At 54.2% G+C, this 12,950-nt stretch carries 13 protein-coding genes; 4 read left to right on the plus strand and 9 right to left on the minus strand.

What is annotated here, in order from left to right; genetic code table 11:
• Positions 1-118 precede the first annotated feature (118 nt).
• Both AAHF05_RS13180 and pyk read left to right on the plus strand, forming a co-directional pair.
• Positions 119-988 (plus strand): MurR/RpiR family transcriptional regulator, encoded by an 870-nt coding sequence (locus AAHF05_RS13180; RefSeq protein ID WP_028018637.1) that lies wholly within the window; start codon positions 119-121, stop codon positions 986-988.
• 139 nt (positions 989-1,127) lie between these two features.
• Positions 1,128-2,570: a pyruvate kinase gene (gene pyk / locus AAHF05_RS13185; RefSeq protein WP_008500455.1), complete on the plus strand. Its 1,443-nt coding sequence runs from the start codon at positions 1,128-1,130 to the stop codon at positions 2,568-2,570.
• A 45-nt stretch (positions 2,571-2,615) separates the two neighbouring features.
• Here pyk and lpxM read toward each other — a convergent pair whose 3' ends face one another.
• From lpxM to znuA, 3 genes are all read right to left on the minus strand, one after another.
• The gene (gene lpxM, locus AAHF05_RS13190; RefSeq protein WP_028018636.1) at positions 2,616-3,587 is read right to left on the minus strand and encodes a lauroyl-Kdo(2)-lipid IV(A) myristoyltransferase; all 972 of its coding nucleotides are present in this window, start codon (positions 3,585-3,587) and stop codon (positions 2,616-2,618) included.
• Positions 3,588-3,707: 120 nt separating this feature from the next.
• Positions 3,708-5,027, minus strand: a complete 1,320-nt coding sequence (mepM, locus tag AAHF05_RS13195; protein ID WP_028018635.1) for a murein DD-endopeptidase MepM — start codon at positions 5,025-5,027, stop codon at positions 3,708-3,710.
• 15 nt (positions 5,028-5,042) lie between these two features.
• Positions 5,043-5,987, minus strand: a complete 945-nt coding sequence (gene znuA / locus AAHF05_RS13200; protein WP_028018634.1) for a zinc ABC transporter substrate-binding protein ZnuA — start codon at positions 5,985-5,987, stop codon at positions 5,043-5,045.
• A 77-nt stretch (positions 5,988-6,064) separates the two neighbouring features.
• Between znuA and znuC the strand changes: the two genes are divergently transcribed.
• Positions 6,065-6,820 (plus strand): zinc ABC transporter ATP-binding protein ZnuC, encoded by a 756-nt coding sequence (gene znuC / locus AAHF05_RS13205; protein WP_023312233.1) that lies wholly within the window; start codon positions 6,065-6,067, stop codon positions 6,818-6,820.
• Positions 6,817-7,602 carry a zinc ABC transporter permease subunit ZnuB gene (gene znuB, locus AAHF05_RS13210; RefSeq protein WP_129323374.1) on the plus strand — a complete coding sequence of 262 codons (786 nt, stop codon included), beginning with the start codon at positions 6,817-6,819 and terminating at the stop codon, positions 7,600-7,602. The genes znuC and znuB overlap by 4 nt, the downstream gene beginning before the upstream one ends.
• Positions 7,603-7,649: 47 nt before the next feature.
• Here znuB and ruvB read toward each other — a convergent pair whose 3' ends face one another.
• From ruvB to aspS, 6 genes are all read right to left on the minus strand, one after another.
• Entirely contained in the window at positions 7,650-8,660 is a 1,011-nt protein-coding gene (gene ruvB, locus AAHF05_RS13215) for a Holliday junction branch migration DNA helicase RuvB (RefSeq protein ID WP_028018631.1), read from the minus strand.
• A gap of 8 nt (positions 8,661-8,668) precedes the next feature.
• The gene (ruvA, locus tag AAHF05_RS13220) at positions 8,669-9,283 is read right to left on the minus strand and encodes a Holliday junction branch migration protein RuvA (RefSeq protein ID WP_048223742.1); all 615 of its coding nucleotides are present in this window, start codon (positions 9,281-9,283) and stop codon (positions 8,669-8,671) included.
• A 79-nt stretch (positions 9,284-9,362) separates the two neighbouring features.
• Positions 9,363-9,884 (minus strand): crossover junction endodeoxyribonuclease RuvC, encoded by a 522-nt coding sequence (gene ruvC / locus AAHF05_RS13225; protein WP_014832404.1) that lies wholly within the window; start codon positions 9,882-9,884, stop codon positions 9,363-9,365.
• 34 nt (positions 9,885-9,918) lie between these two features.
• A complete protein-coding gene (locus AAHF05_RS13230) occupies positions 9,919-10,659 on the minus strand; it encodes a YebC/PmpR family DNA-binding transcriptional regulator (protein WP_028018629.1) in 741 nt (246 codons plus the stop codon).
• Positions 10,660-10,686: 27 nt separating this feature from the next.
• Positions 10,687-11,130: a dihydroneopterin triphosphate diphosphatase gene (gene nudB, locus AAHF05_RS13235; RefSeq protein WP_028018628.1), complete on the minus strand. Its 444-nt coding sequence runs from the start codon at positions 11,128-11,130 to the stop codon at positions 10,687-10,689.
• 1 nt (position 11,131) lies between these two features.
• Positions 11,132-12,904, minus strand: a complete 1,773-nt coding sequence (aspS, locus tag AAHF05_RS13240; RefSeq protein WP_374936339.1) for an aspartate--tRNA ligase — start codon at positions 12,902-12,904, stop codon at positions 11,132-11,134.
• Between the last annotated feature and the right edge of the window lie 46 nt (positions 12,905-12,950).

A 12,950-nucleotide genomic window follows, 5' to 3' on the forward strand; every position in this document is an offset into this window, starting at 1 on the left:
CAACATTATCTTGTCGACTGTTACCCTTTATGGAAGCCACAGGGGTAATATCGGCTAAATCGAATCACGATTTCACCCATTTATGAAATCGTTTACACCCATGAGCGTCATGTTAACAATGAACATGCTGGAAAAAATCCAGTTTCAACTGGAACACCTTAGCAAATCCGAGCGAAAAGTGGCCGAAGTTATTCTCGCGTCTCCCGCTCAGGCGATTCATTCAAGCATCGCCGCTCTGGCGCAGGAAGCGAGTGTCAGCGAGCCAACGGTAAATCGCTTCTGCCGTAGCCTGGAAACGCGCGGCTTTCCTGATTTTAAACTGCATCTGGCACAAAGTCTGGCTAACGGCACACCTTATGTTAATCGTAATGTGGATGAAGACGACAGTGTTGATGCCTACACAGCGAAAATATTTGAGTCAGCCATGGCCACACTTGACCATGTCCGCCAGAGTCTGGATATGAGTTCGGTGAATCGAGCGGTGGATTTACTCACCCAGGCCAAGCGGATTGCATTCTTTGGTCTTGGCTCATCGGCAGCTGTGGCGCACGATGCTATGAACAAATTCTTCCGCTTCAACGTACCTGTTATTTATTCAGATGACATTGTGTTGCAACGCATGAGCTGTATGAATTGCAGTGAAGATGATGTCGTGGTACTGATTTCGCACACCGGACGCACCAAAAGCCAGGTGGAACTGGCCCAGCTGGCGCGTGAAAACGATGCCATGGTGATCGCTCTTACGACGGCGGGTACACCTCTGGCCCGTGAAGCGACGCTGGCTATTACCCTCGACGTACCGGAAGACACCGATATCTATATGCCGATGGTCTCCCGTCTGGCGCAGCTCACGGTGATTGACGTGCTGGCGACCGGTTTTACCTTACGAAGGGGAGCAAAATTCAGAGATAACTTGAAGCGTGTCAAGGAAGCGCTTAAGGAATCGCGTTTTGATAAAGAATTGCTTATAAAGAGCGATGTTCCCTGATAGTTGATAACAAGACGTAACGAATAATTACGATGTAACGATTTACGGCATTCGGTCCACTCTCTGCCGCCTTGCGGCAAATGAAGGCCGATTCAATGTTCACGCAACACCAAAGTTGTTTCAGTCAACGGAGTAATACATGTCCAGAAGGCTTCGCAGAACCAAGATCGTAACCACCTTAGGCCCGGCCACCGATCGCGATAATAATCTCGAAAAGATTATCGCCGCAGGTGCCAACGTGGTGCGTATGAACTTCTCTCACGGTACGCCAGAAGATCATAAATTACGTGCCGATAAAGTGCGTGAAATCGCAGCAAAACTGGGGCGCCATGTTGCCATCCTCGGCGATCTGCAAGGTCCTAAAATTCGTGTATCGACCTTTAAAGAGGGAAAAGTTTTCCTCAATATCGGCGACAAATTCCTGCTTGATGCCAATCTCGGCAAAGGTGAAGGCGATAAAGAGAAGGTCGGGATTGACTATAAAGGCCTGCCGGCTGACGTGGTACCTGGCGATATCCTGCTGCTCGACGACGGTCGCGTACAGCTGAAAGTGCTGGAAGTTCAGGGCATGAAAGTGTTCACCGAAGTCACCGTCGGCGGCCCGCTCTCCAACAACAAAGGTATTAACAAACTGGGTGGCGGCCTCTCTGCAGAAGCGCTTACCGATAAAGACAAAGCGGATATCGTTACCGCTGCGCTGATCGGCGTTGACTACCTGGCCGTCTCCTTCCCACGCTGCGGTGAAGACCTGAACTATGCGCGCCGACTGGCACGTGATGCTGGCTGTGATGCCAAAATCGTCGCTAAAGTTGAACGCGCGGAAGCCGTTTGCGATCAGGACGCCATGGACGACGTGATTCTCGCCTCTGACGTGGTGATGGTTGCCCGTGGCGACCTGGGCGTGGAAATCGGCGACCCTGAGCTGGTGGGTATCCAGAAAGCGCTGATTCGCCGCGCACGTCAGCTGAACCGCGCGGTGATCACCGCCACTCAGATGATGGAATCCATGATCACCAACCCAATGCCTACCCGTGCGGAAGTCATGGACGTGGCCAACGCCGTGCTGGACGGTACCGATGCGGTAATGCTTTCAGCGGAAACCGCGGCAGGCCAGTATCCTGCAGAAACCGTGGCCGCCATGGCGCGCGTTTGTCTGGGTGCTGAGAAGATCCCAAGCATTAACGTCTCTAAACACCGTCTGGACGTTCAGTTCGACAATGTGGAAGAAGCGATTGCGATGTCCGCCATGTACGCTGCCAACCACCTGAAGGGCGTAACCGCAATCATCACCATGACCGAATCTGGCCGTACCGCGCTGATGACCTCCCGTATCAGTTCCGGCTTACCTATCTTCGCCATGTCCCGGCACGAGCGTACGCTGAACCTGACGGCGCTGTATCGCGGTGTTACCCCTGTTCACTTCGATAGCACCAATGACGGCGTGGCTGCGGCACACGACGCCGTAAACCTTCTGCGTGACAAAGGCTATCTGGTATCCGGTGATATCGTCATCGTGACCCAGGGTGATGTGATGAGCACCATCGGCTCAACCAACACCACTCGCGTTATGACAGTCGAGTAAGTCAGTCTCTGTTAAAAAGCCCTCTCCTTTCAGAGAGGGCTTTTTTTATTTCGTTGGAAAAAGCTCTTTGCGTTTATACGGCTCTTTTTCGCCTGGCTTACGCGTTTTAAGCAGTTTCAGTATCCACGTATACTGCTCCGCATGCGGTCCCACCAGTATTTCCACCTCTTCGTTCATTCGACGCGCAATGGTGTTATCGTCTGCAGTGAGCAGATCATCCATCGGCGGGCGAACTTCAATGCTCAGACGATGGGTATTACCGTCGTAGACCGGGAAAAGCGGAATAACACGGGCACGGCACACCTTCATCAGACGGCCAATCGCAGGTAGTGTCGCTTTGTAAGTCGCGAAGAAATCCACAAACTCACTGTGTTCCGGGCCGTGATCCTGATCCGGCAAATAGTAGCCCCAGTAGCCCTGACGTACGGACTGAATAAACGGCTTGATACCATCATTACGCGCATGAAGGCGACCACCAAAACGGCGACGTACCGTATTCCACACGTAATCAAAGATCTTGTTACCCTGATTATGGAACATTGCCGCCATTTTTTGTCCCTGCGACGCCATCAGCATAGCTGGAATATCAACGCCCCAGCCGTGCGGAACGAGAAAAATGACCTTCTCGTTGTTGCGACGCATCTCATCAATGATTTCCAGACCTTTCCAGTCAACGCGATCCATGACTTTTTCCGGCCCTTTCAGCGCCAGTTCAGCCATCATCGCCATCGCCTGTGGCGCAGTGGTATACATGGCATCAATAATGGCCTCCCGCTCTGCGTCGCTCTTTTCCGGGAAACAGTAGTAAAGATTAATCTGCGCGCGGCGACGGGCACTTTTACCTAAGCGTCCGGCCAGGCGACCTATTTTGCCCAGCACAGGATCGCGTACAGAAGCTGGTAACATCGCAATACCCGCAAATGCATAAACGCCAAGCCAGGCACCCCAGTTACGCGGGTGACGGAAAGATTTTTCAAACTCGGGAATGTATTCAATATTGTTTTTTTGGGTTTCCATGCTGGATCCAGGGTCTGATGACGCAAAATTTTATTCAGATAGTGTAGCGAGGCAGTCGCCCACGCACAAAAGAAAAAGCCGGCGCACACTGACACCGGCTTATTAAACAACACAGAAGGCTTAGTCTAAGCTCAGCTGCGGCACCACCTCTTTCACCTGCGCCAGGTAATCCGAACGATCTTTACCTGTCAGGCCTTCGGTGCGCGGCAGTTTCGCCGTCAGCGGGTTCACGGCTTGCTGGTTGATCCATACTTCATAGTGCAGGTGCGGGCCGGTAGAACGTCCGGTATTGCCTGACAGCGCGATACGGTCACCACGTTTCACTTTCTGACCCGGTTTGACCAACAACTTGCGCAGGTGCATATAGCGAGTCGTGTAAGTACGACCATGGCGCACAGCAACATAATATCCGGCTGCTCCGCTGCGTTTGGCCATGACCACTTCACCATCACCCACAGCCAGTACCGGTGTACCCTGCGGCATAGCGAAATCAACGCCACGATGCGGTGCAACACGCCCGGTGACCGGGTTCAGACGGCGCGGATTGAAGTTAGAGGAAACGCGGAACTGTTTCGCCGTCGGGAAGCGCATGAAGCCTTTCGCAAGACCTGTACCGCTGCGGTCATAGAACTTGCCGTCTTCAGCACGAATCGCGTAGTAATCTTTGCCCTCTGAGCGCAAACGCACGCCCAGCAGTTGGCTCTGCTCGCGCTTACCCTCCAGCATTTCGCGGGACATCAGAACGGAAAACTCATCACCTTTCTTCAGCTTGCGGAAATCCATCTGCCACTGCATGGCTTTGATGACAGAACTGATTTCAGCGCTGGTCAACCCTGCATCTCGGGCACTGGAAACAAAGCTTGCGCCCACAGTCCCTTTCATAACGCTATTGACCCAGTCGCCCTTCTGCATTTCGCTGGTCATTTTGAAACCGTTTGCAGTGCGTTCGTAGGTGCGGGTTTCGCGGCGAGACATTTCCCAGGTCAAACTCTGCAGATCGCCATCGGCCGTTAATGTCCATGAGAGCTGTTGCCCTATTTTCAAATTACGGAGATCTTTATCTGCAGCCGCCAGCTGGCTGATATTGCCCATGTCGATGCCGTACTGGTTCAGTACGCTACTCAGCGTATCACCGGTAGAAACAACGTATTCGTGGGTCCCTGCGTCGCTCTCGGTTTTATCGTCCAGTTCATCTTGTGGGATAGCTTCATCTTCCTGAGCCGCCTGATCGATAGGCTCACTGGCTTCAGGCAGCAAAGAACGGATTTCGCTCTTTTCGAGCTCGATGGTTTTGATGATAGGGGCAGAACTCGGGTGGTAAACATAGGGCCGCCAGACGGCGACCGCTAAAGTGAGAACTGTAAGCGACCCCAGCATAACGCGATGGGGTCGAGGCAGATTGTTAAATGCCAGGGCGACAGAGCGGGCTATCTGTTGCACGTATTCACTTCCTCGTTAATCTCCTTTCAGGCAGCTCGCATACTGGTTCGCCAGTTGGCTGAGAAACTGCGAATAGCTCGCTTTGCTCAACTGGATATTCGTTCCTAGCGGGTCAAGGGTCCCCATGCGCACGGATGTCCCCCTGGCCACGGCTTCTACGACCGCTGGCCTGAACTGTGGCTCAGCAAAAACGCATGTCGCTTTTTGCTCAACCAACTGTGTTCTGATTTCATGTAAACGCTGCGCACCAGGTTGAATTTCAGGGTTGACGGTAAAATGACCCAGAGGGGTCAGGCCGTAGTGTTTTTCGTAATAGCCATAGGCGTCATGAAAAACGAAATACCCTTTTCCTTTCAACGGTGCGAGCTCAGTACCTACCTGCTTATCGGTTGCGGCTAATTGTGCCTCAAAATCCTTCAGGTTGGCGTCTAGTTTGGCTCGACTTTGCGGCATAAGTTCCACTAATTTGTCATGGATTGCAACCGCTGAAAGCCGCGCTATCTCTGGGGATAACCAAAGATGCATGTTGTACTCGCCGTGATGGTGATCTCCATCACCTTTTTCGCCGTCTGCAGCATGATGGTCATGTTCGTCGCCGTCGTCATCCGACCCTTTCATGAGCAACGGTTTCACGCCAGGGAGTTCGGCAATCGCGACCTGTTTTTCGTCAACAATCTGTTTCGCTGACTTCTGCATAAACGCTTCCATTTCCGGACCAATCCAGACGACTAAGTCCGCGTTTTGTAAGCGCTTTACATCTGACGGGCGCAGGGAATAGTCATGCTCGGATGCACCATCAGGGAGCAGAACCTGGGTTTCCGTTACCCCGTCGGCAATGGCAGATGCGATGAATCCAAGCGGTTTAAGCGAAGCGACAACCGCAGCGTTAACATCTTGTGCGGTTGTACCCCAAAGGGCAGCGGATAATGCTGCGAAAAGAAGCGTATTTTTATGTAACATAATGCGACTAATCATCGTAGTGAATGCGTGGAATGTGATATTATAACATTCGTTGACTTCTTCAAGCTTAAAATGACATGACGACATTGGTTTCTCTTGAAAATATTTCGGTCTCATTCGGGCAACGCCGCGTCCTCTCTGACGTGTCGCTGGATCTGAAGCCCGGCAAAATTCTGACGCTGCTCGGTCCCAATGGCGCCGGCAAATCAACCCTGGTGCGCGTGGTGCTGGGTCTGGTCGCACCCGATGAAGGCGTGATCAAGCGCGAGGAAAAATTGCGTATTGGCTATGTGCCGCAAAAACTTCACCTCGACGCCACGCTGCCGCTGACGGTCAGCCGTTTCCTGCGTCTGCGCCCCGGCACCCGTAAAGCCGATATTCTCCCGGCACTGAAACGCGTGCAGGCGGGTCATCTTGTCGATGCGCCTCTGCAAAAACTGTCCGGCGGTGAAACGCAGCGAGTTTTACTCGCCCGCGCGCTGCTGAGCAGCCCGCAGCTGCTGGTACTGGATGAGCCGACTCAGGGTGTGGATGTGAATGGTCAGGTTGCGCTTTATGATTTGATCGACCAGCTACGTCGAGAGCTTGATTGCGCAGTGCTGATGGTGTCCCATGACCTGCATCTGGTCATGGCAAAAACTGACGAAGTGCTGTGTCTCAACCACCATATTTGCTGCTCCGGCACGCCTGAAGTGGTGTCAATGCATCCGGAGTTTATCTCCATGTTTGGCCCTCGCGGTGCTGAGCAACTGGGCATTTATCGCCATCATCATAATCATCGCCATGATTTACAGGGACGAATTGTCCTGCGCCGGGGAAATGGACACTCATGATTGAACTGTTACTGCCCGGCTGGTTAGCCGGGATTATGCTTGCCTGCGCCGCGGGCCCACTCGGCTCGTTTGTTGTCTGGCGCAGAATGTCCTATTTTGGCGATACCCTGGCGCATGCCTCTCTGCTGGGCGTCGCTTTTGGTCTGTTACTGAACGTCAACCCTTTCTATGCGGTGATTGTGGTCACGCTGCTCCTTGCCGGGGGTCTGGTCTGGCTGGAAAAACGCCCACACCTGGCCATTGATACACTGCTTGGCATCATGGCGCACAGTGCCCTGTCGCTGGGTCTGGTCGTCGTGAGCCTGATGTCGAACATTCGCGTCGACCTGATGGCCTACCTGTTCGGCGACCTGCTGGCCGTGACACCAGAAGATCTGATCTCTATCGCCATTGGTGTCGTCGTGGTGCTCTGCATTCTGCTCTGGCAGTGGCGTAATTTGCTGGCGATGACCGTAAGTCCGGATCTGGCGTTTGTTGACGGCGTGAAATTGCAGCGCGTGAAGTTGCTGCTGATGCTGGTAACAGCGTTGACCATTGGTGTGGCGATGAAGTTTGTTGGAGCGCTGATTATTACCTCCCTGCTGATCATTCCTGCAGCAACAGCGCGCCGCTTTGCCCGCACGCCAGAACAGATGGCCGGTGTGGCCGTTCTCATTGGGATGGTTGCGGTAACAGGTGGGTTAACCTTCTCGGCGTTTTATGACACGCCTGCAGGGCCGTCTGTGGTGCTGTGTGCAGCGGTGCTGTTTATTTTCAGTATGATGAAGAAGACGGCAAGTTGACATCGAGGGCGCTGATGCCCTCTCCCTGTGGGAGAGGGAATTAAACATTATGGCATTGCCGGTGGGGTAATCCCGAAGTGATTCCACGCCCGCACCGTGGCCATGCGTCCACGCGGAGTACGTTGCAGGAAGCCCTGCTGGATCAAATACGGTTCGAGCACATCTTCAATTGTCTCGCGCTCTTCCCCAATTGCCGCCGCCAGGTTATCCAGCCCGACTGGCCCGCCAAAGAATTTGTCCAGCACCGCCAGTAGCAGCTTGCGGTCCATGTAGTCAAAACCTTCAGCATCGACATTCAGCATATCCAGCGCCTGAGCAGCAATCTCGGCGGAAATGGAACCATCATGCTTCACTTCGGCAAAGTCACGCACGCGGCGCAGCAGGCGGTTGGCAATACGCGGTGTACCGCGAGATCGCTTCGCCACTTCAAACGCGCCCTCTTCGCTCATCTCCAGCCCCATATAGCGGGCGCTACGGCCAACGATGTGCTGGAGGTCCGCCACCTGGTAAAACTCAAGACGCTGTACGATACCGAAACGGTCGCGCAGTGGAGAGGTCAACGACCCGGCGCGGGTTGTTGCGCCAATCAGGGTAAACGGTGGCAGATCGATCTTGATAGAGCGCGCAGCCGGGCCTTCACCGATCATGATATCCAGCTGGTAATCTTCCATCGCCGGATAGAGCACCTCTTCCACCACCGGCGACAGGCGGTGAATCTCATCGATAAACAGCACGTCATGGGGTTCAAGGTTGGTCAGCATCGCCGCCAGATCGCCTGCTTTCTCCAACACCGGACCGGAGGTAGTACGCAGGTTGACCCCCATTTCATTGGCGACGATATTCGCCAGCGTGGTTTTCCCCAGCCCCGGAGGACCAAAAATCAGCAGGTGATCGAGTGCATCGCCGCGCAGTTTTGCCGCCTGGATGAAAATCTCCATCTGGGAACGTACCTGCGGCTGGCCAATGTACTCATCAAGCAGCTTCGGTCGGATCGCACGATCCACCACGTCTTCAGCCTGAAGGGAGCCTGCCGATACCAGGCGATCTGCTTCAATCATCCTTTACCTCACAATGCAGCGCGCAGCGCTTCACGAATCAGAGTTTCACTGCTGGCATCCGGTTTGGCGATTTTACTCACCATACGGCTGGCCTCCTGAGGTTTATAGCCCAGTGCCACCAGCGCAGCAACCGCTTCCTGCTCGGCGTCATCATCCGTCGCTGGCGCGCCAGGCGAGGTCAGCACCAGATCGGTCGCAGGGGTAAAGAGATCGCCATGCAGCCCTTTGAAGCGATCTTTCATTTCGACAATCAGACGCTCGGCGGTTTTCTTGCCGATACCCGGAAGCTTAATCAGCGCTGCGGGATCTTCGCGCTCAACAGCATTCACAAACTGTGGAGCTGACATACCGGAGAGAATTGCCAGCGCCAGCTTCGGCCCGACACCATTAGTTTTAATCAGCTCGCGGAACAGGGTACGTTCCTGTTTGTTGTTGAAGCCGTACAGCAGTTGAGCATCTTCACGCACCACAAACTGAGTAAAGACAATCGCCTCTTTACCCGCGTCCGGCAGCTCGTAGAAGCAGGTCATCGGCATATGGACTTCATAGCCCACGCCACCCACTTCCAGCAGCACTAACGGGGGTTGTTTTTCAATGATGATGCCTCTGAGTCTGCCTATCACGTGACGCTCCTGCGTTCTGGAAAAATTAACTGCCGACATAATAAAAAAAGGCTGGATAAACATCCAGCCTGATTTTTCATTATCGTAACCTGCCTCGCGCCAGATTGAGCCGCGACTCGCTCATTTGCATCGCGTTCTGGCTGACGTGACAGTGGGTAATCGCGATAGCCAGCGCATCCGCGGCGTCCGCCTGGGGGTTCGCGGGGAGCTTCAACAAGGTGCGCACCATATGTTGTACCTGGCTTTTCTCCGCGCTGCCAATCCCCACCACCGTCTGCTTGACCTGCCTTGCCGCATATTCGAACACAGGTAAATCCTGGTTTACGGCTGCAACAATGGCCACACCGCGCGCCTGACCGAGCTTTAATGCCGAATCAGCGTTTTTGGCCATAAAGACCTGTTCGATGGCGAAATAGTCTGGCTGGAACTGGGTGATAATTTCTGTCACACCTGCGTAGATCAGTTTCAGGCGTGACGGCAGATCGTCCACTTTGGTGCGAATACACCCGCTGCCGAGGTAGGTTAGCTGGCGTCCCACCTGACGGATAACGCCATAGCCGGTGACGCGTGAGCCGGGGTCAATCCCAAGGATAATCGACATCACGCGTCTCCCGTTAACGGTTTACACGCTCTCATCAGAGAGTCGCTGCAACCTCATCAGAGATTTCACCGTTGTGATACACTTCCTGCACGTCGTCGCAGTCTTCGAGCATATCGATCAGGCGCAGAAGTTTCGGTGCAGTTTCCGCATCCATGTCCGCTTTGGTTGATGGGATCATAGACACTTCAGCGTTGTCTGCTTTCAGACCCGCCGCTTCCAGCGCGTCACGTACCGCACCCATCTCTTCCCACGCGGTGTAGACGTCGATTGCGCCATCATCGAAGGTCACAACGTCTTCTGCACCGGCTTCCAGTGCCGCTTCCATGATCACATCTTCGTCGCCTTTCTCGAAGGAGATCACGCCTTTCTTGCTGAACAGATAAGAAACGGAACCATCAGTTCCAAGGTTACCACCGGTTTTGGTAAACGCGTGACGCACTTCGGCTACGGTACGGTTACGGTTGTCGGACAGACACTCAACCATGACCGCAGTACCGCCAGGGCCGTAACCTTCATAAATGATGGTTTCCATGTTCGCGTCTTCATCACCGCCCACGCCACGTGCGATTGCACGGTTCAGGGTGTCACGCGTCATGTTATTAGACAGCGCTTTATCAACCGCCGCGCGCAAGCGCGGGTTAGAAGCCGGATCGCCGCCGCCCAGACGTGCCGCTGTTACCAGTTCACGAATGATTTTGGTAAAGATTTTACCGCGTTTGGCATCCTGTGCCGCTTTACGGTGTTTGGTGTTGGCCCACTTACTATGACCTGCCATAAAAAGTTCTCCAAAAATCGCGCCTTCTCAGGCTGCGTTAATTACAAATTCTTCAATCGCCTGCCGGTTGCTCCACGACTTGGTCAGAGCGGCGGCATCCGCCGCACTTACCCAGCGGTAGGTCAGGTGTTCGGTAAACACAACCTCACGTTCGTGGGGGAGTGCAAGACAGAACCACGATTCCGTATTCCGCTCGGTACCCGGCGCATAGCGATGACGTAAATGGCTAAAAATTTCAAACTCCACCGTGCGCTGACAGTCCTTCAGGGTCAGTTGCTCGCGGGCAACATCAATGGTGACCTCTTCCTTTACTTCACGCGCGGCGGCCTGCAGCGCGGTCTCCCCCTCTTCCAGACTGCCAGTTACCGACTGCCAGAAATCAGGGTCATCGCGCCGCTGCAACATCAGCACCCGCTTCGTGTCTTCTGCATAGATGACCACCAGGACCGAAACGGGCAGCTTATATGTCATATCAGTTTTTCTCTTCCTTCTTCACCACTTCAATGCCCAGCTCGGCCAGAGAGGCCGGGTTAGCAAAACTTGGTGCTTCGGTCATCAGACACGCCGCGGCAGTGGTTTTCGGGAAGGCAATAACATCACGAATGTTATCGGTACCGGTCAGCAGCATGGTCAGACGGTCAAGACCGAAGGCCAGACCCGCGTGAGGAGGCGTACCGTATTTCAGGGCGTCCAGCAGGAAGCCGAATTTCTCGCGCTGCTCCTGCTCATTGATGCCCAGAATGCCGAACACGGTCTGCTGCATGTCACCACTGTGAATACGCACGGAACCACCGCCCACTTCGTAGCCGTTGATGACCATATCGTAGGCGTTCGCCACCGCGTCTTCCGGTGCAGCTTTCAACTCTGCGGCCGTCATGTCTTTCGGCGAGGTGAACGGGTGGTGCATTGCGGTCAGACCACCTTCACCGTCGTCTTCAAACATTGGGAAGTCGATAACCCACAGCGGTGCCCATTTGTTCTCGTCGGTCAGGTTCAGGTCTTTACCGAGTTTCAGACGCAGGGCGCCCATCGCATCGGCAACCACTTTCTTGTTGTCCGCGCCGAAGAAGATCATGTCGCCGTCCTGCGCGCCAGTGCGCTCAAGGATCGCTTCCACGATGTCCGCGTTCAGGAATTTCGCGACCGGGCTGGTGATACCTTCCAGACCTTTTGCACGCTCGGTGACTTTAATATAGGCCAGACCTTTCGCGCCGTAGATCTTGATGAAGTTACCGTAGTCGTCAATCTGCTTACGGCTCAGTGCCGCACCGCCAGGTACACGCAGCGCAGCTACGCGGCCTTTAGCATCGTTAGCCGGGCCAGCAAATACCACGAACTCAACGGATTTAACCAGATCAGCAACGTCCACCAGCTCCATCGGGTTACGCAGGTCAGGTTTGTCAGAACCGTAGCGACGCTCAGCTTCAGCGAAGGTCATAATTGGGAAATCGCCCAGTTCAACGCCTTTCACGTCGTTCCACAGGCTACGCACCAGAGCTTCCATCACTTCACGCACCTGTTCAGCGGTCATGAAGGAGGTTTCCACATCAATCTGGGTAAATTCTGGCTGGCGGTCAGCACGCAGGTCTTCGTCACGGAAGCATTTTACGATCTGATAGTAGCGATCGAAGCCGGACATCATCAGCAACTGTTTGAACAGCTGTGGAGACTGTGGCAGTGCGTAGAATTTACCTTTATGCACGCGGGATGGGACCAGGTAATCGCGCGCGCCTTCCGGCGTGGCTTTGGTCAGCATCGGGGTTTCGATATCCAGGAAACCGTGGTCATCCATAAAGCGACGCACCAGACTGGTGATTTTCGCGCGGGTTTTCAGGCGCTGTGCCATTTCCGGGCGACGCAGATCCAGATAGCGGTACTTCAGACGCGCTTCTTCAGTGTTGACGTGGTTAGAGTCCAGCGGCAGCGCTTCAGCACGGTTAATGATCACCAGATCGGACGCCAGCACTTCAATTGCGCCGGTCGCCATGTCTGCGTTGACGTTTTTCTCGTCACGCGCACGAACAGTGCCGGTGACCTGAATGCAGAACTCATTACGCAGCTCAGAAGCCAGTTTCAACGCATCTGCGCGATCCGGATCGAAGAACACCTGAACGATACCTTCGCGGTCACGCATATCAATGAAGATAAGGCTACCAAGATCACGACGGCGGTTGACCCAACCACACAGGGTTACCTGCTGTCCAACGTGGGACTGACGCAGCTGCCCGCAATATTCTGTACGCATGAGATATCCCTTAATTAGCCGCAGGCTAAATGTCGCCTGGTATGCA

Origin of the sequence: Enterobacter adelaidei (genome assembly GCF_041937165.1) — a bacterium.
GTDB lineage: Bacteria > Pseudomonadota > Gammaproteobacteria > Enterobacterales > Enterobacteriaceae > Enterobacter > Enterobacter adelaidei.